General features: G+C 39.9%; 31 protein-coding genes. All 31 read left to right on the top strand.

The window, feature by feature from the left end:
* Window positions 1–95: 95 nt before the first annotated feature.
* The 31 genes from def (at window position 96) to BLS24_RS09670 (ending at window position 26,153) form a co-directional block, all read left to right on the top strand.
* On the top strand, window positions 96–602 hold the full coding sequence (gene def / locus BLS24_RS09815) for a peptide deformylase (RefSeq protein ID WP_176764406.1): 507 nt from the start codon (window positions 96–98) through the stop codon (window positions 600–602).
* Window positions 603–641: 39 nt separating this feature from the next.
* Window positions 642–1,316, top strand: a complete 675-nt coding sequence (locus BLS24_RS09810; protein ID WP_091758572.1) for an amino acid ABC transporter permease — start codon at window positions 642–644, stop codon at window positions 1,314–1,316.
* Between the two features lie 12 nt (window positions 1,317–1,328).
* A complete protein-coding gene (locus BLS24_RS09805; RefSeq protein ID WP_091758569.1) occupies window positions 1,329–2,069 on the top strand; it encodes an amino acid ABC transporter ATP-binding protein in 741 nt (246 codons plus the stop codon).
* 45 nt (window positions 2,070–2,114) lie between these two features.
* On the top strand, window positions 2,115–2,987 hold the full coding sequence (locus BLS24_RS09800) for a transporter substrate-binding domain-containing protein (RefSeq protein WP_207647972.1): 873 nt from the start codon (window positions 2,115–2,117) through the stop codon (window positions 2,985–2,987).
* A 91-nt stretch (window positions 2,988–3,078) separates the two neighbouring features.
* Window positions 3,079–4,011 carry a methionyl-tRNA formyltransferase gene (fmt, locus tag BLS24_RS09795; protein ID WP_091758567.1) on the top strand — a complete coding sequence of 311 codons (933 nt, stop codon included), beginning with the start codon at window positions 3,079–3,081 and terminating at the stop codon, window positions 4,009–4,011.
* A 33-nt stretch (window positions 4,012–4,044) separates the two neighbouring features.
* Window positions 4,045–4,752 carry a zinc metallopeptidase gene (locus tag BLS24_RS09790; protein WP_071176494.1) on the top strand — a complete coding sequence of 236 codons (708 nt, stop codon included), beginning with the start codon at window positions 4,045–4,047 and terminating at the stop codon, window positions 4,750–4,752.
* A gap of 7 nt (window positions 4,753–4,759) precedes the next feature.
* Window positions 4,760–6,130 carry a sodium-dependent transporter gene (locus tag BLS24_RS09785; protein ID WP_091758565.1) on the top strand — a complete coding sequence of 457 codons (1,371 nt, stop codon included), beginning with the start codon at window positions 4,760–4,762 and terminating at the stop codon, window positions 6,128–6,130.
* 17 nt (window positions 6,131–6,147) lie between these two features.
* Window positions 6,148–7,536 carry a 16S rRNA (cytosine(967)-C(5))-methyltransferase RsmB gene (rsmB, locus tag BLS24_RS09780; RefSeq protein WP_091758563.1) on the top strand — a complete coding sequence of 463 codons (1,389 nt, stop codon included), beginning with the start codon at window positions 6,148–6,150 and terminating at the stop codon, window positions 7,534–7,536.
* Window positions 7,533–8,573 carry a dual-specificity RNA methyltransferase RlmN gene (gene rlmN, locus BLS24_RS09775; RefSeq protein WP_091758560.1) on the top strand — a complete coding sequence of 347 codons (1,041 nt, stop codon included), beginning with the start codon at window positions 7,533–7,535 and terminating at the stop codon, window positions 8,571–8,573. The genes rsmB and rlmN overlap by 4 nt, the downstream gene beginning before the upstream one ends.
* A 46-nt stretch (window positions 8,574–8,619) precedes the next feature.
* Window positions 8,620–9,381, top strand: coding sequence for a Stp1/IreP family PP2C-type Ser/Thr phosphatase (locus BLS24_RS09770; RefSeq protein ID WP_091758558.1), 762 nt, complete (start codon window positions 8,620–8,622; stop codon window positions 9,379–9,381).
* Window positions 9,374–11,413: a Stk1 family PASTA domain-containing Ser/Thr kinase gene (gene pknB, locus BLS24_RS09765; protein ID WP_091758555.1), complete on the top strand. Its 2,040-nt coding sequence runs from the start codon at window positions 9,374–9,376 to the stop codon at window positions 11,411–11,413. The genes BLS24_RS09770 and pknB overlap by 8 nt, the downstream gene beginning before the upstream one ends.
* Before the next feature lie 7 nt (window positions 11,414–11,420).
* Window positions 11,421–12,338, top strand: coding sequence for a ribosome small subunit-dependent GTPase A (rsgA, locus tag BLS24_RS09760; protein WP_091758553.1), 918 nt, complete (start codon window positions 11,421–11,423; stop codon window positions 12,336–12,338).
* A 22-nt stretch (window positions 12,339–12,360) separates the two neighbouring features.
* The gene (locus tag BLS24_RS09755; RefSeq protein WP_091758551.1) at window positions 12,361–12,942 is read left to right on the top strand and encodes a histidine phosphatase family protein; all 582 of its coding nucleotides are present in this window, start codon (window positions 12,361–12,363) and stop codon (window positions 12,940–12,942) included.
* Between the two features lie 123 nt (window positions 12,943–13,065).
* Window positions 13,066–14,343: an MFS transporter gene (locus tag BLS24_RS09750; RefSeq protein ID WP_091758549.1), complete on the top strand. Its 1,278-nt coding sequence runs from the start codon at window positions 13,066–13,068 to the stop codon at window positions 14,341–14,343.
* Between the two features lie 102 nt (window positions 14,344–14,445).
* Window positions 14,446–15,099 carry an HAD-IA family hydrolase gene (locus BLS24_RS09745; protein ID WP_091758547.1) on the top strand — a complete coding sequence of 218 codons (654 nt, stop codon included), beginning with the start codon at window positions 14,446–14,448 and terminating at the stop codon, window positions 15,097–15,099.
* Between the two features lie 16 nt (window positions 15,100–15,115).
* Window positions 15,116–15,715: a 5' nucleotidase, NT5C type gene (locus BLS24_RS09740; protein WP_091758544.1), complete on the top strand. Its 600-nt coding sequence runs from the start codon at window positions 15,116–15,118 to the stop codon at window positions 15,713–15,715.
* A 54-nt stretch (window positions 15,716–15,769) separates the two neighbouring features.
* On the top strand, window positions 15,770–16,543 hold the full coding sequence (locus BLS24_RS09735) for a class I SAM-dependent methyltransferase (protein WP_091758541.1): 774 nt from the start codon (window positions 15,770–15,772) through the stop codon (window positions 16,541–16,543).
* Window positions 16,540–16,980, top strand: coding sequence for a cytidine deaminase family protein (locus BLS24_RS09730; protein ID WP_242872271.1), 441 nt, complete (start codon window positions 16,540–16,542; stop codon window positions 16,978–16,980). The genes BLS24_RS09735 and BLS24_RS09730 overlap by 4 nt, the downstream gene beginning before the upstream one ends.
* 140 nt (window positions 16,981–17,120) lie before the next feature.
* Window positions 17,121–17,717, top strand: coding sequence for a TetR/AcrR family transcriptional regulator (locus BLS24_RS09725; protein WP_091758537.1), 597 nt, complete (start codon window positions 17,121–17,123; stop codon window positions 17,715–17,717).
* Window positions 17,718–17,735: 18 nt separating this feature from the next.
* The gene (locus BLS24_RS15145) at window positions 17,736–17,831 is read left to right on the top strand and encodes a flavodoxin domain-containing protein (RefSeq protein WP_242872270.1); all 96 of its coding nucleotides are present in this window, start codon (window positions 17,736–17,738) and stop codon (window positions 17,829–17,831) included.
* Between the two features lie 21 nt (window positions 17,832–17,852).
* The gene (locus BLS24_RS09720) at window positions 17,853–18,620 is read left to right on the top strand and encodes a CPBP family intramembrane glutamic endopeptidase (RefSeq protein WP_176764405.1); all 768 of its coding nucleotides are present in this window, start codon (window positions 17,853–17,855) and stop codon (window positions 18,618–18,620) included.
* A gap of 83 nt (window positions 18,621–18,703) precedes the next feature.
* The gene (locus tag BLS24_RS09715) at window positions 18,704–19,561 is read left to right on the top strand and encodes an NAD-dependent epimerase/dehydratase family protein (protein WP_176764404.1); all 858 of its coding nucleotides are present in this window, start codon (window positions 18,704–18,706) and stop codon (window positions 19,559–19,561) included.
* Between the two features lie 12 nt (window positions 19,562–19,573).
* On the top strand, window positions 19,574–19,825 hold the full coding sequence (locus tag BLS24_RS09710) for a TIGR04076 family protein (RefSeq protein WP_071176480.1): 252 nt from the start codon (window positions 19,574–19,576) through the stop codon (window positions 19,823–19,825).
* Window positions 19,826–19,861: 36 nt separating this feature from the next.
* Window positions 19,862–20,377, top strand: coding sequence for a histidine phosphatase family protein (locus BLS24_RS09705; RefSeq protein ID WP_091758529.1), 516 nt, complete (start codon window positions 19,862–19,864; stop codon window positions 20,375–20,377).
* Window positions 20,378–20,392: 15 nt separating this feature from the next.
* On the top strand, window positions 20,393–20,776 hold the full coding sequence (locus tag BLS24_RS09700; protein WP_091758527.1) for a VOC family protein: 384 nt from the start codon (window positions 20,393–20,395) through the stop codon (window positions 20,774–20,776).
* An 83-nt stretch (window positions 20,777–20,859) separates the two neighbouring features.
* The gene (locus tag BLS24_RS09695; RefSeq protein WP_143015160.1) at window positions 20,860–21,699 is read left to right on the top strand and encodes an alpha/beta fold hydrolase; all 840 of its coding nucleotides are present in this window, start codon (window positions 20,860–20,862) and stop codon (window positions 21,697–21,699) included.
* Between the two features lie 311 nt (window positions 21,700–22,010).
* Entirely contained in the window at window positions 22,011–23,300 is a 1,290-nt protein-coding gene (locus BLS24_RS09690) for an ATP-binding protein (RefSeq protein ID WP_091758523.1), read from the top strand.
* A gap of 261 nt (window positions 23,301–23,561) precedes the next feature.
* Window positions 23,562–24,089 (top strand): GNAT family N-acetyltransferase, encoded by a 528-nt coding sequence (locus tag BLS24_RS09685; protein WP_091758521.1) that lies wholly within the window; start codon window positions 23,562–23,564, stop codon window positions 24,087–24,089.
* A gap of 77 nt (window positions 24,090–24,166) precedes the next feature.
* Window positions 24,167–25,507: a GDSL-type esterase/lipase family protein gene (locus tag BLS24_RS09680; RefSeq protein WP_176764403.1), complete on the top strand. Its 1,341-nt coding sequence runs from the start codon at window positions 24,167–24,169 to the stop codon at window positions 25,505–25,507.
* 98 nt (window positions 25,508–25,605) lie between these two features.
* Entirely contained in the window at window positions 25,606–25,851 is a 246-nt protein-coding gene (locus tag BLS24_RS09675) for an AbrB/MazE/SpoVT family DNA-binding domain-containing protein (protein ID WP_091758517.1), read from the top strand.
* Window positions 25,848–26,153: a type II toxin-antitoxin system PemK/MazF family toxin gene (locus tag BLS24_RS09670; protein WP_091758515.1), complete on the top strand. Its 306-nt coding sequence runs from the start codon at window positions 25,848–25,850 to the stop codon at window positions 26,151–26,153. Before BLS24_RS09675 ends, BLS24_RS09670 begins: the two co-directional genes overlap by 4 nt.
* Window positions 26,154–26,217: the final 64 nt, after the last annotated feature.

The raw sequence follows: 26,217 nt of genomic DNA, 5'->3' as shown, positions 1-26,217 counted from the left end.
TGTACAAAACTTAATTGCAAATGCAATATATCAAAAATGCTTTATTATATGATAATATAGATTGAATCAGATTATTTATAATAAAGGAGGCCAAAATGGCACTTAGAACAATAAGAGAATACGGTGATGATGTACTTGCAAAGAAGTGTAAGGACGTTAAAGAGATCACTCCTAGAATACAGGAATTAGTAGCAGACATGCTTGAGACTATGTACGAAGCTAACGGTGTTGGACTTGCTGCACCTCAGGTAGGAATCCTCAAGAGAGTTGTAGTGATCGACTGTTCTTCAGAAGGTGATCAGCCAATCGTTATGATCAACCCAGAAATCTTAGAGACAAGCGGCGAGCAGACAGGCTATGAGGGATGTCTTTCACTTCCAGGTAAGTCAGGTGTAGTTACAAGACCAAATTACGTTAAGGCCAAGGCTTTTGATCTTGAAGGCAAAGAATATATCATCGAAGGCGAGGAGCTCCTTGCTAGAGCTATCTGTCATGAGCTTGATCACCTTGATGGACATATGTATGTAGAAAAGGTTGAAGGCGACCTTGTAGACAACGAAGAAATTATGGCACAAGCAGAAGAGGATCAGGAAGAGGAATGATCTTTGATCTGCTCACACCATATATGAGCAGGGTATCAGATGTTAAATGAAAAGACTTTAGAGCTACTTATGAGCTCTTTTCCTAAAATACTAGAATATGGATTAAAGGTTACACTTCCGCTTGCGGCACTGGCATTTATCTTGTCTACTGTGATCGCAGTACTAGTGGCTATGGTGCAGTATGCGGATGTACCTGTGATCAAAGAAATCTGCAGGCTCTATATCTGGATCATAAGGGGCACACCTCTTTTGGTTCAGCTTATGGTAGCTTTCTATGGACTTCCACTTTTGGGAATCCATTCTAATCCGTTTGTTATGGCTGTTATAGTTTTTTCTATAAATGAAGGTGCGTATAGTGCAGAGACCATGAGGGCTGCCATGGAGGCTGTTCCTGCGGGGCAGTTAGAGGCTGGCTACTGCGTGGGCATGAACTATATGCAGATCATGTGGCATATCATCCTTCCACAGGCTTTCAGAACAGCGTTCCCATCACTTTTCAATGCGCTTATCAGTATGGTAAAAGATACATCACTTGCATCAAGTATCACAGTAGTTGAGATGTTTACCAGAACCAAGCAGCTTGCAGGACAATCATATAATTATCTGCCTCTTTATATTGAGGTAGCGCTTGTTTACCTTATTTTCTGTACTGTACTGACATTTATTCAGAAGAAGGGTGAAAAGATTCTTGGAAGCTACGGTCAGCGCAAGTAAAGAGGGCATACTATGGCACTATTACAGGTAAAAGATATTAAGAAGACCTTTGGGGATAATGAAGTCCTTAAGGGCGTTAGTATAGAAGTAAATAAAGGCGATGTTGTATCAGTTTTGGGACCATCAGGTTCAGGTAAGACTACACTTCTTAGATGCATCAACTTTCTTGAAAAAGCTGATGGCGGAAGATTTGTATTTGATGGAAGAGAGTATGACCTTTCTGATATTTCCAAAAAGGATATAGCAGCTATCAGAAAAAAGACTGGCTTTGTGTTCCAAAATTACAACTTATTTGCCAATAAGACTGTTATCCAAAACGTGACACTTGGCCTTACATCTGCAAGAAAGATTCCTTCAAAAGAGGCAGAAAATATCGCAATAGACGTTCTTACCAAGGTAGGAATGGAAGAATTTAGAGATTATTATCCAAGTCAGTTATCAGGCGGACAGCAGCAAAGAGTTGCTATTGCAAGAGCTCTTGCTACAAAGCCTGAGATACTATATTTTGATGAGCCAACTTCAGCACTTGATCCTCAGCTTACAGCAGAGGTATTAGAAGTAATGAGAAAGCTTGCTTCTGAGGGTATGACTATGATAGTCGTAACCCACGAGATGGGCTTTGCCAAAGATGTTTCATCCCATGTTATCTTCATGGCAGATGGAAATATCGTAGAGGAAGGACCTGCAAAGGAGTTTTTTACAGCTCCAAAACAGGCGAGGACCAAAGAGTTCCTGCGGCTCACAGAAAACTAAATAAGGAAACTGCAAACTAGTTTACAGATAGACAAGGAGAATATTATGAAAAGAAAACTATCTATGCTACTGACAACAGTTCTTTTAAGCGCATCTATTGCTGCTTGTGGTTCACAGAGCGGAGCAGATGAGACTACAAATGAAACTCCAGCAGAAACATCACAGGCTGAGAATGCAGCAGCTGACACTGAAAATGCTACAGAAGATCACCTTGCACGCATTAAGGCAGCAGGCAAGATCACAATTGCAACAGAGGGCGTTTGGGCTCCATTTACTTATCATGATCCAGAGACAGATGAGCTTGTTGGATTTGATGTCGAGGTCGCAGCTGCTATTGCAAAGAAGCTTGGTGTAGAGCCTGAGTTTAAGGAAGTTGCTTTTGATGGCGGACTTACTGGTGTATCTACAGGAACATTTGATATGATGGCTAACGGCGTAGATGTTACACCTGACAGATCAGAAACTTATGATTTCACAGATCCTTATGCATATGACCATGCAGTAGTTGTAACTCTTGCTTCAAATGATTCAATCTCATCTTTTGAGGATTTAAACGGCAAGACAACAGCTAACTCAGCTGGATCAACATATGAAGCAATGGGAATCAAGTATGGCGCTACAGTATCTAACGTAGATACACTTGGCGAGACCATGACACTTGTATTAAACGGAACTGTTGATGCTACTATCAACGCCAATACATCAGCTCAGGATTACTTCAATACTACAGGAACAACTGATCTTAAAGTTGCAGCTGTGGATTCAGAAGTTACTATGTATGCTGTTCCTCTTGCAAAGGGTTCTGACAATGACAGCCTTAGAGCTGCGATCAATCAGGCTATCTCAGAACTTCGCGCTGATGGTACACTTTCAGAGATCTCAGTTAAATATTTTGGCGCAGATATCACTGCTGAATGATATCGCCTTAAATTGTACAAATGAGTCCTAAAATGGTACACTTAAGAGTGTCCTTTTAGGACTTATTTTTATTTTGAAAGGAATTATTTTAATGAAGATTGTTTTTATGGGAACCCCTGATTTTGCCAGGACAGCCCTTGAAAAGATCATAGAAGCAGGTCACGAAGTAGTGCTTGTTGTAACACAGCCAGACAAACCAAAGGGTAGAAGCGGAGAGCTTCAGGTATCGGATGTTAAGGCTTGTGCCTTAGAGCATGATATTCCTGTATTTCAGCCAGTCAAGATAAAAGAGGCTGAGCATGTAGCTTATCTTAAGAGTATCGAAGCAGACATCTACGTAGTAGCTGCATTTGGACAGATCCTTTCACAGGAGATCCTTGATATTCCTAAGTTTGGATGCGTTAATATTCACGCATCACTCCTTCCAAAGTACAGAGGAGCTGCTCCTATTCAGCAGGCAATCCTTGATGGTGAGAAGGTTACAGGTGTAACTATCATGCAGATGGCAGCAGGAATGGATACTGGAGATATTCTTATCCAGAGAGAAATCCCAATCCATGAGGAAGAGACAGGAGGCGGTCTTTTTGAGAAGCTGTCAATCCTTGGAGGCGAGCTCATAGTAGATGCCCTTCCTATGATCGAAAGAGGCGAGCTCACACCTGTTCCTCAGGATGAAGCAAAGGCAACAAAGTGCGGTAAGCTTTCCAAGAATATGGGTAAGATCGATTTTACTAAGGATGCAGAGACACTCAGAAACCTTGTAAGAGGTCTTAATCCATGGCCATCAGCCTTTACAAGTTTAGGTGGTAAGAGCTTTAAGATCTGGAAAGCCAAGGCATTATCCGAGTCATCAAAGGGAAAAGAGCCAGGAAGCGTAGTATCTGTTTCCAAAGAATCTTTTACTGTAGCAACTGGTGACGGTTTATTAGAGATTACAGAGGTTCAGCTTGAAGGCAAAAAGAGAATGGCAGTTAAAGACTTCCTTCTTGGATATAAGCTTGAAGCTGGAACAAAGCTTGGATAATAAAGAAAAACAATAAGGAAAGAGGCGATATATATGTATTACGGATATGGTAGAGCATTTGGGTATGGAATGGACCCTATGTACTTTTTAGTCATTCTTATGGCTATTCTTTGTATGGTAGCTAGTTACAGAGTTTCATCTGTATATAAGAAATACGCAAGAATTCGCAGTATGTGCGGCATGACTGGTGCACAGGCTGCAATGGAGATCCTCCGTAGAAATGGTATTACTGATGTGTCAGTATGCCACGTCAGAGGAGAACTTACAGATCATTATGATCCTAGAAACAAGGTAGTTAATCTTTCTGATGCAACTTATGATTCAACAAGTGTGGCAGCTATCGGCGTTGCAGCTCATGAGTGCGGACATGTCATGCAGCATCACTTTGGATATGCACCACTGTCCTTTAGAACAGCACTTCTTCCTGCTGCAAATATTGGTTCAAAGGCTGGAATACCTCTTTTGATCCTTGGTATGCTCCTTGGCTTTTCACCACTTATCAGTATTGGAATCGTGGTATTTTCGCTGGCAGTATTGTTCCAGCTTGTAACACTTCCTGTAGAATTTGATGCTTCTCACAGAGCTCTCGTAATGCTTGAAGAGTACGGCATCCTCGGACACGAGGAAGTTGCTGACTCCAGAAAAGTCTTAACTGCAGCCGCTATGACATATGTGGCAAGCGCAGCTTCAGCTGTAGTCCAGCTTCTTAGACTAGTTATGCTAAATAATCGTAGGCGGTAATCAGAGCATGAGAGAAAGAGAGAAACTTGGCAGCCGATTAGGCTTTATTTTGCTGTCAGCAGGTTGTGCGATCGGCATTGGAAACGTATGGCGCTTCCCATATATGGTAGGTCAGTATGGCGGAGGCATTTTTGTAATTATTTATCTGTTATTTTTGCTTATTCTGGGTGTTCCTGTTATGACTATGGAGTATTCCATAGGTAGAGCCAGTAGGATGAGTATTTATCCAGCTTATAAAAAGCTTGAAAAAGAGGGAACTAAGTGGCATTTGTCAGGATTCATGGCAATGTTTGGTAATTACCTGCTTCTTATGTTCTATTCAGTAGTTTCAGGATGGATACTTAGATATTTTGTACTGATGCTCATAGGGGCTTTTGAAGGGCAGACAACAGAGGGAATCGAGGGTGCATTTGCTACTATGATGGATAGCCCTGAGATACTCATAGCATACATGGTCATCACAATGCTGATCACTATGGTCATTTGCTCTATGGGACTTCAGAACGGTGTTGAGAAGATCACCAAGATCATGATGATAGCTCTTATCTGTATCATGATAGTTTTGGGAATCAGATCCCTTACACTTCAGGGAGCATCAGAGGGCGTTGCCTTCTATTTGATGCCAAATGTGGACAACATCAGAAATGTTGGTATTGGAAATGTTATGTATGCAGCCTTAAACCAGAGCTTTTTTACCCTTAGTCTTGGTATGGGCAGCATGGAGATATTTGGAAGCTATATCAAAAAAGAAAGAAGCCTTGCAGGAGAGGCAATACTTGTTGCAGGACTTGATACTTTCGTAGCTATCGTTGCAGGACTTATCACAATTCCAGCATGCTTTGCTTACGGTGTATCTCCTGACAGTGGTCCAAGCCTTATTTTCCTTACACTTCCTAATGTATTTACAGCACTTCCTCTTGGAAGAGTGTGGGGAAGCTTATTCTTCCTGTTCATGTATTTTGCAGCTCTTTCTACCATGGTTGGTGTATTTGAGAACATAGTAAGCTTCTCAATCGATATATTTGGAAGCGAGCGCAAAAAGGCAGCTCTCGTAGCAGGCATAGTCATCACACTTGGTTCTATCCCTTGTACCCTTGGCTTTAACGTGCTCAAAGGCTTTGAACCACTCAAGCCAGGAACCAACATCATGGACCTTGAGGACTTCATTGTTAGTAACGTTATCCTGCCTATAGGATCACTTATTTGCTGCCTGTTCTGCACAACCAAGTACGGATGGGGCTTTGATAAGTATTTAGAAGAAGTGAACAGCGGTCTTGGAATCAAGGTAAGCCGCAAACTTAGCTGGTACTTTAAATATGTTCTTCCAGCGCTCATCACATTCCTGATGATCTACGGCATTGTAACGTATTTTAAATGATTTATGAGGGTGAGTAATTGGCTAATATTCGTGAGATTGTTTTAAATATCCTAATGGAATATGACAAAGACAAGGCTGGTAAGATGTCTTTGTTAAAAGATTCTTTGGAAAAGTACGACTATCTTGAAACAAGAGATAAGGCGTTTATAAAAAGAGTAGTTGATGGGTGCCTTGAGAGACAGACCCAGATCGACTATTGTTTGGATCAGTTCTCAAAGGTAAAGGTGCAGAAGATGCAGCCTCTTATCCGAAGCCTTATGAGAATGGGAACCTACCAGATCATGTTTATGGATCAGGTTCCAGACTCAGCAGCCTGCAATGAAGCAGTTAAGCTTGCTGACAAGCACAAGTTTTCTGGACTCAAAGGCTTTGTAAATGGAGTCCTGAGAAATATTTCCAGAAATAAAGACAACATCAAATACCCTGACAAAGCTATAGATAATGGTTGTGAGTATCTTTCAGTGTTTTACTCAACACCAAAGTGGCTCTGCGAAATGTGGGTATCTGAGTATGGCTTTGACAAAACTGAGAGCATTTTGGAGTTCTTTTTACAGGCAAGACCGACAACAATAAGGCTCAATGTACCTAAGCTCATGGAGATGAATAAGGCTTCAGACCTTGATTCATCTGTTGATGCCTTTGTAAAAGAGCTAAATGAGGCAGGAGCAGTAGCTAAGAAAAATCCAGTTCTAAGCTATGCTGTAGACCTTGAAAAGACAGATAACATCAGATTCCTTCCAGGATTTGATGAGGGGCTGTTTACAGTTCAGGATGTAAGCTCAATGCTTGTTACTGAAGTTGCAGATCCAAAAGAAGGACAGACCGTTATAGATGTCTGTGCGGCTCCTGGAGGCAAGACTCTTCACGCAGCTGAGAGAGTTGGAGTAGAAGGAAGAGTCATATCCAGAGACCTTTCTGATAGAAAATGTGACATCATCAGAGAAAATGCTGAGAGACTTGGACTTTCAAATATCGAAGTTGAGGCCTTTGACGCTAGGATCCATGATGGAAACCTTGAGGATATGGCGGATATTCTTTATCTTGATGTACCTTGCTCAGGACTTGGCATCATAGGTAGAAAGAGCGATATCAAGCTTAACACCACCAAGAAAGGCCTAAAAGAGCTGTCTGAACTTCAGTGGGAGATAGTAAAATCAGCCTATGACTACGTCAGACCAGGCGGAATACTCATGTATTCAACCTGCACTGTCAACAAGGCAGAAAATGAAGCTATGATCGATAGGATCTGCAAAGAGCTTCCTTTTGACAGGGTGGATATTACAGAGAATCTTCCATCCAAGATAGACAAAAAGACCTCTAAGGATGGCTATATTCAGCTTCTTCCTGGAGAGTTTGAAACAGATGGATTTTTTATTGCAAAGCTTCTAAGGAGAAAAGAGAAGTGACAAAGATAGATATTAAGTCTCTTTCACTTTCAGAGCTTGAGGATAGTATCAAAGAACTTGGCGAGCCAAAGTTTAGAGCAAAGCAGCTCTATGAATGGATGCACGTCAAGAAGGCCAGAAGCTACGACGAGATGACCAATATATCCAAGAGCTTAAAAGAAAAGTGTATTGAGCATTACGATTATACAGCGCTCCAGGTTGTGGATGTTCAAAAGTCCAAGATTGATGACACTCAGAAGTTCCTTTTTGGACTTTCTGATGGCAACGTTATCGAGAGCGTATTCATGAAGTACAAATTTGGAAATAGCGTGTGCATCTCATCTCAGGTTGGATGCCGTATGGGATGCAGGTTCTGTGCATCAACTATAGATGGTGTAGTCAGAAACCTTAATCCCTCAGAGATGTTAGACCAGATATATGCTATTTCAAGGGAGACTGGTGAAAAGATATCACGAGTGGTAGTTATGGGAAGTGGAGAGCCACTTGATAACTATGACAATCTCCTTAAGTTTATAAAGCTTTTGACTGATGAAAATGGAATGAACATGGGGCAGAGAAACCTTACAGTTTCTACCTGTGGAATTGTTCCCAATATATACAGACTGGCTGATGAAGAGCTTTCTATTAACCTGGCACTGTCTCTTCACGCATCCAATAACGAAAAGCGCAAAAAACTCATGCCTATAGCTGAAAAGTACAGCATTGACGAAGTACTTGATGCCTGCAGAGCATATTTTGACAAGACTGGAAGACAGCTCACCTTCGAATACTCCCTTGTAAGCGGAGTAAACGACACCGATGAAGATGCTGCTGAACTGTCCAAGTTGTTAGAGGGCATAAATGCCGTAGTTAACCTTATTCCCGTCAATCCCATCAAGGAAAGAGACTTTAAGCCCACAGATCGTTCTGGGGCCTTGGCTTTCAAAAATAAACTTGAAAAAAGTCGAATAAATGTTACTATTAGAAGGGAAATGGGCAGGGATATAGATGGTGCTTGCGGACAGCTTAGAAGGCGCCATTTACAGCAAGAAAAGTGATACCTGCTTATTTTTGCATGAAAAGAGTTTGCTCGGGAGGCAAGATTTGTTAAAAACGTTTTCTATAACGGATATAGGTAAAAAACGAAAACTGAATCAAGATTACGTTTTTTCATCTGATAGAAAGATTGGTAATCTTTCAAACGTATTTATTGTTGCTGATGGCATGGGCGGTCATAACGCCGGTGATTATGCTTCACGCTTTACTGTAGATACTATGGTTGAAGAGATCGAGAAGTCTTTTGAGCAAAGTCCTGTTAAGATCCTTGAGAATGCTATCAAGATCGCTAACCGCAAACTCAGGGAAAAGGCTTCGGAGAATCCGAGCTTGTTCGGAATGGGAACAACTGTTGTAGCGTGCACAGTGCTTGGAAGATTTTTGCAGGTTGCAAATGTCGGAGATTCCAGGCTCTATGTTATAAATGACAAGATAACACAGATTACTAGAGATCACTCCTTGGTAGAGGAGATGGTCAGGATGGGCGGCATCGATAGAGAGACAGCCAGAACCCATCTTGACAAGAACATTATTACCAGGGCAATCGGTGCCACGGATACGGTAGACATCGACTTTTTTAACGTGGAATTAAAACATGGGGACATTGTTCTCATGTGTTCTGACGGACTTACTAATATGCTCGAAGATGAAGAGATCAGAGAGATAGTAAGCGGTCAGAGAGATATTATAGAGAAGGCCCAAAAACTTGTTGTGGCAGCTAATAACAACGGAGGCAAGGATAATATAGCTGTTATCCTGATAGAGCCCTTTGCAGAAGAACTGACACACGATGGAGGACTGAATGATTAAGATAGGAATGGTGATCGGCGATCGCTATGAAGTGCTTGAGAAGATCGGCACTGGCGGAATGTCCGATGTATATAAAGCAAAAGATCATAAACTTAATAGACTTGTTGCAGTAAAGGTGCTCAAACAGGAATTCTCAGAAAACGAGAACTTCGTTTCCAAGTTCCGTGTTGAAGCCCAGTCTACAGCTGGACTTATGCATCCAAACATTGTTAATGTATATGATGTAGGCGACGAAGACGGTGTTAACTACATCGTTATGGAGCTTGTTGATGGTATTACTCTCAAGAAATATATTGAGAAGAAGGTACGTCTTTCTGTTAAGGAAGCAGTCAGCATAGCCATTCAGGTAGCTATGGGACTTGAGGCAGCTCATAACAACAACATCATTCACAGAGATATCAAGCCACAGAACATTATGATTTCTAAGGACGGTAAGGTTAAGGTTACAGACTTTGGTATTGCCAAGGCTGCAACCAGCAACACTATCACATCCAACGTAATGGGTTCTGTGCATTACACTTCTCCAGAGCAGGCAAGAGGTGGATACAGTGATGCCAAGAGTGATATCTATTCACTTGGTATTACACTTTTTGAGATGCTTACTGGAAGAGTACCATTTAATGGTGATACAACAGTAGCGATTGCTATCAAGCACATTCAGGAAGAACTTCCAACTCCTGCTGATTACAACGAAGATATTCCTATTAGCGTTGAGAAGATCGTGCTTAAGTGTTGTCAGAAGAGCCCAGATAGGAGATATCAGAGCGCTGCTGAGCTTATCACAGACCTCAAGAGGTCACTTATCACTCCTGACAAGGACTTTGTTTCTCTTGTTGATCCTGATGAAGAGGGTGCTACAAGAGTAGCTTCTGATGAGGAAGTTAGCTCAGTTAAGGGCGGTGCAGGCAAAATGTCTGATACTGAGCAGATGCGTCTCAATCGTGATTTCTCAAGAGATTACGATAAGGGCAAGAGATATGACGATTACGACAGAGATCGTAAGAGACCTAGAAGAGATTACGACGAATTTGACGATGATGATGATTTCTACTATGAACAGAATAGGAGAAGAGGTTCATCATCTAAAGATAATAAACAGGAATCATCCAAGATCGAGAAGATGACAATAGTTATGGCTATTGTTTCTGCTGTACTTATTGGATTTATCGTTATCATCCTTATTGCTAAGGGTATGGGATTATTTGGTTCATCTGATGCAGGCGCAGAGGCTTCTAGCGTAGCATCTTCACTAGCTACTGAGGAATCAGCAGATGGAATCGAAATTCCAAATGTAACTGGTAAGACATATGCAGAAGCTAAGTCACTTCTTACAGAAAAAGGTTTTAATGTAGAAAAAGCTGAAGATACATCAAACACAGCAGCTAAGGATACAGTAGTATCTACTGATCCTGCAGCAGGAAGTAGAGCTGCTAGTGGTTCTAAGATCACAGTATATATCAGCAATGGATCTAACTATACAGCTTCAGCTACTACTGAGGTTTCAAATGCCAAGGCAGACGGACAGGTAACTGTTCCAAATATAATTGGTATGACTTCAGAGGATGCTGTTATCACACTTGTAGAGTCTGGCCTTGTGGCTGGAACAATTGTTGAGACCAACAATGAGGATTCGAATCTTACAGGTCTTATCTGTGCACAGAGTATTGCCGTTGGCACACCTGTTTCAGAGGGAACTGTTATCAATATGGAGCTTTCTATTGGACCTGCAAGCGTAACATACAGCTATTCAGCAGATATCACAGCTCCAACAGAAGGAGAAAACTTCACCTTTGGAATCCCTGTTAAGGTAACCTTGGTGACATCTGATGGAACAACACTTCTTAGCACAACAACATCAGATTTTCCAGTTCAGGCTACATACAAGGGAATTACTTCTCCTACAGGAACATTAACATTTGTTTATACTGCAACTACTCCTACAACCACCAATCCTGAGACTGGTGAGAGTTCCGGAGGACAGGCTGTAGAATATACAGTTACAAGAGCAGTAACATTTAACCAGGAGAACTGATCATTTAATGCAGGGAAAGATATTAAAGGGAATTGCCGGGTTTTACTACATAGAAACCTCAGATGAGAAAATCTATGAATGTAAGGCAAAAGGCATCTTTAGAAAAGATAATATTAAACCTATGGTAGGAGATGATGTTGAGATAGACATCATTGATGAGGAAAAACGAATAGGTAATATCATCAGGATCCTACCTAGAAGAGCCCAGCTACTTAGACCGCCTGTTGCCAATGTGGATCAGGCGGTTATTTTGTTTGCTATAGTCAAGCCTGATCCAAACTATAACCTTTTGGACAGATTCCTTATCATGATGAGGCAGCAAAACCTCCCTGTTATCATATGTTTCAACAAACAGGATATAGCTTCCGAAGAAGAGAAGCAAAAGCTCACAGAAAGCTACGAAAATTGTGGATATAAGGTTCTTTTCATAAGTGTCAAAGAGGATAAAGGTCTTGATGATCTCAAGGCACTTTTAAAGGGCAAGACTACAACCCTTGCTGGACCAAGCGGTGTTGGTAAGTCATCTCTTTTAAATAAGCTTGTTCCTGACGCGGATATGCAGATAGGCGAGCTTAGCCGCAAGATTGAAAGGGGCAAGAATACCACAAGGCATTCAGAGCTCTTTTTCGTAAAAGAACTGTCAGATGAGAGCTTTGATACCTTCATCATTGATACACCTGGGTTCACATCTCTTGAGCTTAGAGACGTTTCAGTTGATACTCTTATGCAGTATTATCCAGAGTTTGAAGCCTATGAGCCAGAGTGCAGATTTGGTGGCTGCTCTCATATTGCAGAGCCAGATTGCGGCGTCAAGAATGCCCTTGAAAAAGGTCTTATTTCTAAGGTTCGCTATGACAACTACAAGCTTTTATATGAAGAGCTTAGGAACATAAGACCTGTTTATACCAAGAAGCCTAAAAGATAAACTTAAACGACGGAGTGATCCTATGAAAATATACGTAACCAGACATGGACAGACAGATTATAATGCAGCAAAGCTTATGCAGGGCCAGATAGACATTCCTCTTAATGAAAAAGGAAAGAGCCAGGCTAGAGCCGTTGGAGAGAAGTTATCAGGTGTTAAGTTTGATAAGGTATTTGCTTCTACCCTTGGAAGAGCAGTTACTACAGCTTCACTTATTTCTGGAGTTCCAGAAGATGAAGTTGTTAAGGATGAGAGAATAATAGAAGCTGCCTTTGGCGATTATGAAGGCGTTGGATACTTTAAGGTCAGCATTCCAATGTTTCTTTATTGGGGATTTCCAGAGATTTTCCCATGTCCAAAGAAAAATGGCGTAGAAGATATTCCTTCTATGGTATCAAGGATTAATTCATTTCTTTCTGAGCTTGAGAAACAGAACTACGAAAACGTACTGCTTGTGTGCCACGGCGGTATCATAAGAGTAATACGTGGATACCTAGAAGATTCTAAAAAAGGCTTTATCTGGCGTCCAAGACCAAAAAACTGCGAAGTATTTGTATATGAGTCAGTTGACGGCAAACACAAACTTGTTGAAGATATAAAATGAGCCATAGGGACGGGGGTTGTGGCTCATTTTTGAAAAAGTATTATGGAGGTGGCGAGATGATACTCTGCATTGCAGAGGCTCCTTTTTCACAAAAATAAACAATAGAAAAAGGAGCTTACATAAATGAAAAACAAAATAAAGAATTTAAGAGACTTTTACATACTTTGGAGTACTCAGAGCTTATCACAGCTTGGAAGTGCTATTACAGGATTTGCGCTTACACTTTGGATCTATGAAAAGACAGGTTCAGCTCTTAGCACAGCTGCGCTTTCTATCTGTACATACGCACCATATGTTATCATGAGTATTTTTGCAGGTGCCTTGTCAGATAAGTTCGACAAAAAGAAGACTATGCTGATCTGTGATCTTATAGCAGCGCTTACTACAGTTCTTGTGTACGTGCTCTACAAGACAGATGCCTTATCAATGTGGCATTTATATGCTATTAACATGGTATCTGGACTTATGAACACAGTCCAGCAGCCAGCTTCTGAAGTGGCATATTCATTGATCACGCCAAAGGAAGAGTATCAAAGGACAAGTGGACTTAAGTCTTTATCAAGGTCACTTATTTCTATTGGCAATCCGATCATAGCAACAGCTCTTTATGGGCTAGCTGGACTTGATGTGGTAATTGCAATGGATCTTTTGACCTTTGCTATAGCTTTCGTTTCACTTATGTGTTTTATCAAGCTTCCAGAACTTCCGGATGCTTCTGAGCACAAGGACAATGTACTTGTACTTGCAAAAGAGGGATTGGCTTTTTTGAAAAATACTCCTCTTATCCTGTATGTGATCCTATTCATGTCTGGTGTTAACCTTACAGCATCAGCATTTGACGCAGTACTTCCAGCACTTGTAATACCAAAAGCAGGTAATAACATCCTTGGAATTGTTACAGCGTGCTCTGGTGTCGCAATGGTAATTGGAAGCTTTCTTCCAACTATCTTGCCAAAGCCAAAAGACAGAGTAAGAGTAGTTTATCTTACAATGCTCTTTGCTCTTGGAATTGAGAACTTTCTTTTAGCTTTTTCAAGAAACTGGATCATCTGGTGCATAGGTCAGGTAATAGGATGGATATTTGTTCCATTGATGTCAGCCAATATGGATGTTATCATGCGTAACAACATTCCTGTTGAGCTTCAGGGAAGAGTATATGCTTGTAGGAATACACTACAGTTTTTTACAATTCCAATTGGACTATTTCTTGGCGGTTTTCTAGTAGACCATGTCTGTGAGCCATTCATGGCTGCTAATGTTGACAGCACTTTTTGGACAACGCTCTTTGGAATGGGCAAAGGCTCAGGCGCAGCCCTTATGATGTTCATACTTGGAGTAGCAGGTGCTACAATCTGCCTTGTATCCGGTCAGTTTTTAAAGAAATATAAGTATGTAGAGTAAAATTTAAGCAGGTTCTAAATTAAATTTAGGACCTGCTTTTTAACTTTAGTGTGTTATACTGTTATAAATTGTGCATGTGTACAAGATTATGAGGAGTAGTGTATGAAGAAAAACTATAGTTATGTCTTTTTTGATCTGGATGGAACACTTACAGATTCAGGACCTGGTATATTAAACGGCTTTGCCTATGCCATAAAGGAGATGGGCGGAGAGATCCCTGATAGAGAGTTTCTTAAAAGATTCGTGGGACCACCACTTAAGCATTCATTTGGTGTGATCCTTGGCTATTCCCCTGAAGATACAGATAAAGCAATAAAAATATATAGAGACTATTACCACAACAAGGGCGGCTTACTTGAAAACACGGTTTATCCCGGTATTGAAGATCTCCTTGCAGATTTAAAGAACACTGGCAAGAAGCTTGTAGTTGCTACTTCCAAGAACGCCTTTGGAACGAATAAGGTGTTAGAGCACTTTGGACTTAAGAAGTACTTTGACTTTGTGGCTACTTCTGACGATGAACTTAGACCTGAGAAGATCGATGTCATCAGATATGCCCTTGAAGAGTGCGGTATTACTGATCTATCCACTGTAGTAATGGTCGGTGACAGAGAAAATGATATTTTGGCGGCAAAAGAGCTGGGAATTGATTCGATTGGTGTTCTTTATGGCTATGGTGATGAAAAAGAGCTGACTAATGCAGGAGCTACTTACCTTGCCGAGCTTCCTGCAGATGTTAAGGCGTATATAGCCTAAGAAAAAGAGGTATGAAATGAAGTTTTACGTTGATTTTGATGATTGCCTGTGTGAGACAGCTAAGTCTTTTACAGTAATAGCCAAAAAGCTGTTTAATAAGGATGTTCCATATGAGAAGGTTAGATTCTTTAACCTTCAGAAGTCCTTTGATCTAAATGACGAAGAGTATGAAAAGTTAATGCTTGAAGGTCATAAGCCAGAAGTTCTTTTATCCTATGAGGAAACGCCAGGGGCTTCTGAAACTATAAATGAGTGGATAGATGCTGGGCATGAAGTGCTTATCATAACTGGCCGTCCATTTAGTGCTTATGATGCTTCCAGGCAGTGGCTTGATGAACATGACCTAAAGAGAGTGACTCTCTATTCACTTGATAAATACGGAAGGGACTCTTTTATCAAGAACAGTAAGTTTAATCTTACGCTAGATGATTACTACAAGATGAAATTCGACTATGCAGTAGAGGATTCTCCTATGGCTTTCAAATTCTTTGATCATCTTCCTGACCTGAAGGTCATGGTCTTTGACAGGCCTTGGAATAGAGACGCAGAGCTTCCAAGGGATAACTTCACTCGCTGCGCAAACTGGGCATACATACGAGAGCAGGTCCGAAAATGAGCCCTAGGGAGGTCGGTTAGGGCTCATTTTCGAAAGACTACTAGGAGATTAGACATGAACGCAGAAAGAAAAAACGAGCTTAGAAAAGAGTGGGAAGCTGAGGAGAAGATTGCCCACATTCATGGATGGGACTTTTCTCATATCCATGGTAGATACGAAGAGGAAGAGGATCTTCCTTGGGATTACAAAGAGATTATTAAAGAGCATTTAACTGACGATATGAAGCTTTTTGATTTTGATACAGGTGGTGGAGAGTTCCTTTTGTCTCTGCATCATCCTTATGGCAACACAGCTGCTACAGAAGGCTATGAGCCAAATGTTGAGCTTTGTAAAAAAGAACTTCTTCCTCTTGGAATTGATTTCAAAGCTTGTGATGATGCTACTAACGTGCCTTTTGAAGATGAATCTTTTGACATGATGATCAATAGACACGGTGACTTCGACGCTGGGGAGACTAAAAGACTTCTAAAACCAGAGGGAATCTTTATTACAGAGCAGGTTGGAGGTGAGAACGATAGAGACCTTGTAAAGATGGTACTTCCTGACGTTCCTAAGCCATTTCCTGAGCTTGAGCTTGCTATTCAAAAGAAAAAGTTTGAGGAAGAGGGACTAACAGTAATCAGGGCAGAGGAAGTATTTAGAACTATTAAGTTCTACGATATTGGAGCATTCGTATGGTTTGCACATATCATCGAGTGGGAATTTCAGGGCTTTTCAGTAGATAAGTGCTTTGACGAGCTTTTAAAGATGCAGGAAGAAATAGATAAGAACGGAGTTGTAGAGGGAACTATTCACAGATACCTTATTGTTGCTAAGAAGGAGAAATGATGGACATTTGGGAAAAGATGTATGAAAAGGCAAAGGTGCAGTACCATCCTGAGGATGTGTCACCTTTTATATATGCGCACAACGTTGTTTGTGCCATAGAGGCAGAAAACGGTGAGATATATACCGGATTTTGCATCGAGAGCTGTAGCGGAGTAATGAACCTGTGCGCAGACAGAATGGCGGCACTTAACATGTACGCTAGTAGCGGTCAGACGAAGGTCAAGAGATTTATAGCTTTTCGTGACAAGGCTCCAAATGGTGGAGGAAGTGGCATGCCATGTGGTGCTTGCAGAGAGTTTTATTATCAGCTTAATGAAGCTAATGAGGACATGGAGATTTTGGTTGATTATGAAACTAGAGAGACCATCACGTTAAAAGAGCTGATGCCCAACTGGTGGGGAAAAGAACGCTACGCGGAAGCAAAGAATAATAATTAAATAGGATATATAAGAAGCTTGTAGTCTACACGCAGGACTACAGGCTTTTTTATTATAGTAAACAAAAAATTGACAGGTAACGGTCGTTAGAATATAATAGCTAACGATGGTTAGATTTTAAAACAAGAAAGAGGGATTATATGCCAAGAACAAACGCTAAAGAGCCGCTTATCAAGGCTGCAAGAGATCTTTTTTCTAGTAAGGGATATGATGGCACCGGAGTAGATGAGATTGCAGAAGCTATAGGTATAAAGGGACCAACAATATATAAGTACTTCAAGAATAAAGAAGATCTTTTGAAGGCAGTAATTGATAGTGCAGAAGCTGAGTATGCTAAAGGCATGGGGGCAAGTAAACAGATACTAGACGAGGTCAGTTCAGGCAAGGAACTTAAGGAATGTGTTTTGAAGTCTTTGGATTTTACTCTAAAAAATGACACTGTCAAAAAGATGAGAAAACTCGTCAACATGGAGCAATACAGAAATACAACTTTTGCAAAGCTTGCTACCTGGCATCAGCTTACATATCTTCTGAACATATATACTGCGCTATTTCAGAAGATGATGGATAGAGGGCAGATGGTAAAAGGGGATGCTGAAATAATAGCCCTGGAGTTTGTATCGCCAATAACAGTAATGGTTCAATTACTGGACAGAGAACCAAGGAAAAAGAAAGAGGCTTTTCAAACCATCGAGAAGCATATAGATGTGTTTTTAGAAAGATATGGATTTATTTGATCAAGAGGGGAGAAGATTATGAAAACACTTATTATTTACACATCACAAACTGGATTTACAAAGAAATATGCAATTTGGCTTGCAGACAGAGCAGGCGAGGAGAAAGCTGTATAAGATAATTCTCGGAGGATGTTTATGGAAAAAGATAAATTGCTAGTTGAACATCTTTTACTAACTTTTGTGATAATGGGAATATGCTGGGGGCTTTGTGTCATTCTTGGGATTAACGGCATAACAATGAATGATAACCGCTGGATCTATCTTTTCTGGTTTATGGGCGGGGTATCACCAGCCATAGCTTCATATATCACTTTGAAAAAGAATAGAGAAGTGACAGACTTCAAAGAATGGATAAAGCACGTATTTGATATTAAGCAGAAGATAGTGGCATATCTTTTGGCAGTTCTTTTTCCAATTCTTCATGCGGCAATAATGTGCCTGATATCTGGATACAGAAAGGGATTGCCACTTTACTTTTTCCCACTTATGGTCCTTGCAATGATATTTGCAGGTGGATTGGAGGAAGCTGGTTGGAGATACATTACTTTTCCAGAACTTGATAAAAAGTTAGGCTTTGTGATAGCTACACTGGTCACGGCAGTGATCTGGTGGCTGTGGCATTTGCCATTATTCTATATTCCAGGAGCAGGGCAGTATCATAAGAACTTTTTTGTATTCGGAATAATGATTCTTGGATTAAGTTTTATTCTGGGAACTATAAGGAGACTCACCGGAAGCGTGTGGCTATGTGTCCTTTGCCACGCAATCTTCAATTCAATAGGGAACTTTTTTCACTATGATATGTATGGTAGCTTTTTAGCAGCTTCAATAACGACAGCAATAGTAATACTGGTTTCACTGGTATTGATTAACTTACAGAGAAAAGAGGCTTTATCAAGGTAAATCTTTGGAAAGCCTCTTTTTTGCTATATCTTGATGTGTTATCATCTTGAATATGTAGATAACCAAGGTATATGGGGGAAGACATGATGAATATACTAGTTGTTGGTGGCACAAGATTTTTTGGAATACCGATGGTAGAAAAGCTCATAGCAGATGGTCATGATGTGACAATTGCGACTCGTGGAAAATCACAAAATTCCTTTGGAGAATCTACAAAGCAGCTAGTCATGGAACGGACTAACTATGACAGTGTAAAAGAGGCATTGGCTGGGAAATCTTATGATGTCATTATCGATAAGATTGCTTATAGCTCAAATGATGTAAAGAATCTTTTGGAAAATGTAAGCTGCAAAAAGTATATTCAGATGTCATCCTGTTCTGTTTATTTAGAGGATAAAGAAAATATCAGCGAAGAGGACTTTGATTCGCGTAAGTATCCATTAGCATGGATAGACAGAATAAAAGACTACGCTGAAGGTAAACGTCAGGCTGAAAGAGCTGTATATGAATACATGGATGAGTCAGATTGCATCTTTGTAAGATATCCTGTAGTTATGGGACCTAATGATTATACTAACAGGTTAAGATTCTACGCTGACCACATCAAGGAAGAAAAGTCAATGTATGTAGATGACCTTGACTTCGGCATGGAGTTCATTCACGAGAAAGAGGCAGGTCTTTTCATTGCGCATTTAGTTGAACAGGATATTAGTGGAGCAGTAAATGGCTGCGCCAAGGGGATGATCAGTCCAAGAGATATAATTGAATACATAGAAAAGACCACTGCTAAAAAAGCTGTACTAGATGCGAATGGCGATGAAGCATCGTATAATGGAACGACTTCAAATCTGTCCTATGATACAACCAAGGCTAGACAGACTGGCTTTAGATTTTCTGATAGTAATGAGTGGATATTTGACCTGATCAAATCATACTTATAAATGGAGATGAAAATGAGTTACACAGACAAGAAAGTTAAAGTTACAGTAATAGAAAGTAAGTGCCCAAAATATAAAGTGGGTGATGTTATATGTTTTGAAGGAAGCATGCTTGATAAAGAGCATAGCGACAACGTATGTATGGTAGCTATGAATGCAATCTATCCATTTATCTATGCTTTTCGTAGAGGTGGAGACTTAAAGAAAGGTCCATATCAATGTGTGGATTGCAACGAAGCAGTAGTTTTTGAAATTGAGAGTATGTAATTTAAAAGGAGATTACATGGATCATTTTTTTATTTTATAAGACATGGCGAGACAGTTTGGAATGTTGAAAATAAGATCTGCGGAGCAACAGATATAGAGCTTACTCAGAAAGGCCACGAGCAGGCAATAGAGACAGGAAAAAAGATATTGGATCAGGGAATTACTGCTGATGTTATCTTGACATCACCACTTGTAAGAGCAAAAGAAACAGCAAGACATATCTCTGAGATAACAGGAATTCCTATGGAAGTAGAGCCAAGACTTACTGAGCAGAATTTTGGCAGATATGAGTCTACTCCAAGAGATGGCGCCGAGTTCCATGAAGCCAAAAAAGATATGGCAAGCAGATTTGGAACTGGAGAATCCATGCTTCATCTGGCTCAGAGAATTTATAACCTTCTAGATGATATTAAGGCTGGAGATAGAGAAGTAATCCTGGTGGCACATAATGGAATCACTAGAATGGTGGAGTCCTACTTTAAGGAAATGACTAACGAAGAGTTTTCATCCTGCGGTATCAAGAACTGTGAGATCAAGAAATATAGTTTTTAACAAGTGAGGTGGAATATGCGAATTGAACACGTTGCAATGTACGTTAATGATCTAGAAAAAGCCAGAGACTTCTTTGTGAGCTTTCTTGGTGGCAGATCAAACGAGGGTTATCACAATGTTAAAACAGACTTCCGCTCATACTTTATCTCTTTTGATGACGGAGCAAGACTTGAGATAATGAATAAGCCAGAACTGGCAGATTCAGGAAAAGAGCTGAATCGTACTGGACTGATACACATTGCCTTCTCTGTGGGGAGCAAAGTGCGTGTAGATGAACTGACTAAAACCTTGGAATCTGCTGGATATAAGGTTGTTAGTGGGCCTCGTACCACAGGAGACGGGTACTACGAGAGCTGCGTAGTTGTGATCGAAGGCAATCAGATAGAGATTACTGTTTGAAAAATTGGAAATTGAGTGCGACAGAATAATTCATTATGAGCAATGTGAAAAACGGGAAGTTTGTTTATAAAAATGAAGACAGCATGAAGAAGATGCAGGAGTTTTACGATAAGACTCTTGTATCCCTTGATGTACCATATTCGGAGGAGCGTTTTAATACATCTTTCGGTCAAACGCATTGTCTTTTCGTTGGAGATACTGAAAAGCCAAGGATATGCACAATACATGGGGGAAATGGAATCACAACACTGAATCTGAAACTGTTTCTTCCGTTGCTTCAAGAATACAGTATCATTGCTCCGGATGTGATCGGGATGCCCGGGAAAAGTGATCCATACAGGAATATAAGCAGCAAGAAGGATGAATACGGACTGTGGATCAAGGAAGTACTGGATCACTATAAGGAAGAACGAATATCCTTTGTCGTGTCTTCCTATAGTTCTGCCATGTTCCTTTCTTTTGCCAAGAGGTATCCGAAGATGGTTCGTAGTGCCTTACTTCTGGTCCCGTCAGGAATAGCCCATGGCCCGATACTGCCTATGATGGGCAAGATGGTCGTTCCATTTATGAAATACTTTTTTTACCCTTCTGAGAAAACACTTGATGCGGTGATTGAATCTATGGGCGGAAAAGGTGATCCGGTATGGAGAGAATTCTTCGATATTATGATGTCATCTTATAAGATGGAGATGAGGCCACCCAGGGAATATAAAAAGAAAGAAATGATATCGTTTACTTCTCCGCTTCTGATAATCGCATCGGAAAATGACATATTCTTTCCGGCAAGCAGAGTATTCTGTAAAGCAAGAGAAATTTTTGCAGGACCCATTACTACAGTTGAGATAGACAGTAAACACTTACCATCAGAAGAAACGATGATCGATGTATGTAAACGGACGAAGGAATTCTTTAAGAATGCGTAACGGAAATAACTTTCAGTTATATGGACGATGACAAATCATTGTTTGTAGGGCTCTTTCTATGAGAAAGGACATCGATAACTTCAAATTTGCCGAGCTATTAATTGAATAACGAACCGATTAACCTTACATAGACCAGCTTCTCTGGACTCGCCCAGATTCGTGCTGGTCTATTATTATGTCATTTATATTTGATTATTTAGAAAAAAGGTATTAGTACCAAATTTCTAAAATAGTGATTGCTATGAATTGTAAATTCAAGTATACTTTAGAAAAGTGGTAATAAGGCCGAAAATCTAAAATTGGAGTTTTCTATGGAGATTAAAAGAGATAAATATTTAAAAAAGCTCGTAAGTAAAAGAAATAATGGGTTGATTAAGGTAATTACAGGAATCAGAAGGTGCGGCAAATCGTATCTGCTTTTTAATCTTTATTATGATTATCTTATCAAAGATGGAGTGGCTGAGGAATGTATTATATCTGTTCCATTAGATGATGATGATTATATAGAGTATTGTGATCCGCAAAAATTATCAGAGTACATCAAAAGTAAAATAACTGATTCAAACAAGCAGTATTACGTTTTTATAGACGAAGCGCAATATGCAATTACAAAGGAAGAAATGAAAAATCCAGATGTACCCATTAGACTTTATGGTGTTTTAAATGGATTGCTTAGAAAAAAGAATGTCGATGTATATGTTACAGGAAGTAATTCTAAGTTTTTATCTTCTGATATTTTGACAGAGTTCAGGGGGCGTGGCGATGAAATTCATATTGCACCGTTGGCGTTTTCGGAGTATTATCCTGCATCTGGAAAGGATAAATATGAAGCATGGCAAGAGTATTTGTTTTATGGCGGATTGCCACATATTTTAGCAGAACCAGATAATGAATCGAAAGAAGCTTATCTTGAGCGATTGAATTCTGAAATATATATTAGAGATATAGTTGAAAGGTACGATATTCGTGATGCTGCTGGTATGGAAACCTTAATGAAAGTAATTGCATCGGCCATTGGTTCGTTGTCAAATGCTCAGAAAATATCTGATACATTTAATAGTAGTGGCGATAAGTCAATTTCAATGCCAACAATATCCAATTATTTAAAATATCTCACCGAAAGTTTTGTGATACAAAAAGGCGAAAGATATGATATTAAGGGTCGTAAATACATAGGAACACCTTCAAAATACTATTATACAGATTTGGGACTGCGAAATGCTCTTTTAAACTTTCGTCAATTTGAAGAGACACACTTGATGGAGAATGCTATTTACAATGAGTTAATATATAGAGGTTACAAAGTAGATGTGGGTGTGGTTGAAATTCGAGTTGATGAAAATGGGAAAAAAGCACGTAAACAGCTAGAAGTTGATTTTGTTGTTAATCAAGGCAGTAAGCGATATTATATCCAGTCTGCATACGCGTTGCCAAATCAGGAAAAAGTAGAGCAAGAACAAGCATCACTTATAAAAATACCTGATTCATTTAAGAAGATAATTATTACGAGTGGAAACTTCCCGGTGTGGAGAAATGATCAAGGTATAACAATTATTGGACTATTTGATTTCTTACTGAATGACGATAGCCTAGATTATTGACCGTTTTATGCCAAATAGAATAGTTAAACCTAGGAGGAGTAGTCCCACCCATTTTTTTACATAGGACAGTTATTTCGAAAGAGATAGCTGTCCTTTTTTATTAGCACTCTTGAATTGTGTATTCCTTACTGGATAAGGATTCTGTATAATTGAAGACAGTGAAATTAACAAATCGCAGTTTGTAGAGCTCTTTTATAAGGGAAAAGAACGCGACAACTTCCAATTTTACGTACGAAGGAGTGTCTGAGGAGGTTAAGATAGATGTACTATAGATTAGCTACAATGGATGATTTGACAGAAATATGTAATATGATAGAAGCTGCAAAACAGCTTATGTCAGAACAGGGTATAGAACAGTGGGACGATATATATCCCGTCTGTGAAGATTTTGAAGAAGATATAAATAAGAAAACCATGTTTGTGGTTATGGATGATGTTCAGCTTGCTGCTATATACGTCATCAGCGAAGAATGCGATGATGAGTATCTTAAGTGTGAGTGGGAAAATAAAAAGCCCTGTATCATTCACAGATTCTGTGTTTCTCCTTCCTTTCAGAATAAAGGGATAGGAGCTACTGTACTAAATCATATTGAAAAGCAGCTTATCGAATCTGGATATGATTCGGTAAGACTTGATGTGTTTACTAAGAATCCGTATGCACTAAGGCTTTATGATAAAAATGGATATATTAAACGCGGATATGCGGATTGGCGCAAGGGTAGATTTCTTTTGATGGAAAAGAAATTAGAAAGAATCGCAGATTCAATAGATTTAAGGATCCATTACTGAAGATTACATTGAAGGAAAATAGAATCCACATGTGGAATGATATATTTAAGAAACTTAGGAAACTAAAGAGAAATACAGTGAGAAAACTTGATAATATAATGCAGCACATTGGTACAAAGGAGCTGATTGCCATCTCATTGGGAATAGTGGTGATTGCCTTTGCTATCATCTTGGTTATGGCGTACATAGGAAGTGTTAAGAACAATTCTTTGAGTGAAAACAATGGAGAAAACCAGATTGCAAACGAGGGAGCATCTGGTGACGAAGACATGCCTGTAGTCGAGATGGCAAGCGAAGAAACCAAGACCGAATCTACTCCGGATACAACTGTACTTGCTAAAAAAGAAGGTGCTAAGGAGGGATATCTTAACAGATGCGTATTCCTGGGCGATTCTAGAACCGTAGCCATGGTTAACTACGGCTTTTTTAATGATGATTCTGCACTTGCGCAGATTGGAATATCGCATCCAGCATTTGCATCCAATAAATTCATGAACAATGCTGGAAAAGAATATACTATGAAATCTTACCTTGAGTCTCATCAGGCTCAGGTTATATATATTCTTCTTGGTGTAAATGGAATCAATGATTCCAGCGAGGATCATTACAAGAATACATTTATTTCCCTTATAGACAAAGTATCCGAGCTGGCACCTAATTCCAATATTGTACTTGTGTCTATAGGTCCCGTAGATGATAACGGAAGGTACAAAAACTATGTGCAGAACGCATTGATAGACAAATACAATGATTTTCTTTTGGAGATTGCAAAGGAGAAACACATTTTTTATCTTAATATCTCTGAAGTCCTCAAAGGATCTGATGGACAGGTAAAATCTGAGTATAACGGTGGAGACGGACTTCATTATTCTGGAAAAGGATGCGAAGCCATATTCAATTACATAGTAGAGCACCCAGTGCCTGGAATATCTGATGAGGGTGAATATGTAGTTAAGTATGTTAAGCCTGATCCAAACAAGGTCAAGGTTACAACTGGTGATGAATCAGGAATTAACGAAGGCAACTTTGGGGACCTTATGGACATAATGGGAATCACAGAAGATCAGAATGCTTCAGATGCTTCTTCTCAGAGTAGTACTGTGACAGAAGACGAGGAAGCAAAGAAGAAAGAGGAAGAAGAGAAGAAGAAGCAGGAAGAGGAAGAAGATAAGAATCAGGAAGAAGAACCGAAAGAAGAGCAGAAAGAAGAACCTAAAGAAGAACCGAAAGAAGAGCAGGAGGAAGAACAGGTAGAAGAACAGGTAGAAGAGCAGCAGAAAGCCGAAGAAGAGGCCTCAAATAGTGGAACCACCGATAATGAAGGAAACGACGATAACGGTTCAGGGGGCGGAAATGAAGCACCCACCAGCCAGCCTGAAGCATCCAGCGGTCAGACTACAGAAGATAATGGGGATTAAGCAGTTATATTTCAGCATAACGTACTAATCTGGATGACAAATAAGTTGATTTTTTTGCTTCAAGGATATACGATGTATATACAAAGGAGGTGCTGATTATGCAAGCTCAAGTTAAAACATGGGGAAATAGTCAGGGAATTAGAATACCAAAAGAGGTACTTCAGGAAGCGGCTGTTTCAGTTGATGATGTTCTTGATGTAAAGGTATCTAATGGCATGATAATTCTGGTTAAACCATTTAGACATAGAACACTGGAAGAACGTGCCGCAGAGTATGGTGGGCAGCTCCATTTAGATGGCGAATTTGATTGGGGTGAACCGGTGGGAAGAGAGATTTGGGAATGAAGGAAGAGTTGCACCAGGGGGATATACTTAAGATTGAACATATCAAGAAGCCGGTTCTTATTGTAAGTAAGGATTTCTTTAATCAGACTTATGAAATAATTGGCTGCCCTATTTTTGAAAAAGGCGAAGCTGGTCCGCTACATATACACATCAAAACCGAAGAGGTTGATGGCTATGTGCAATGCGAAAAAATGGCACTTCTTGATTTGAATATCAGGGGATATTCGAAGATTGATAGGATATATTATCCTGACATTATAAATATCACAGACGCTATTCAAGGAATCTTTGACTACATCTGAAAATAAATAAACATGGAATCAATGAGATTTCATAATAGGAAGATATTAGCAGTGTATGGTTCGG

The sequence above is a fragment of the Butyrivibrio sp. INlla18 genome, from assembly GCF_900103635.1.
Taxonomy (GTDB): Bacteria; Bacillota; Clostridia; order Lachnospirales; family Lachnospiraceae; genus Butyrivibrio.
This window is presented reverse-complemented; position numbering and strand designations above follow the sequence as displayed.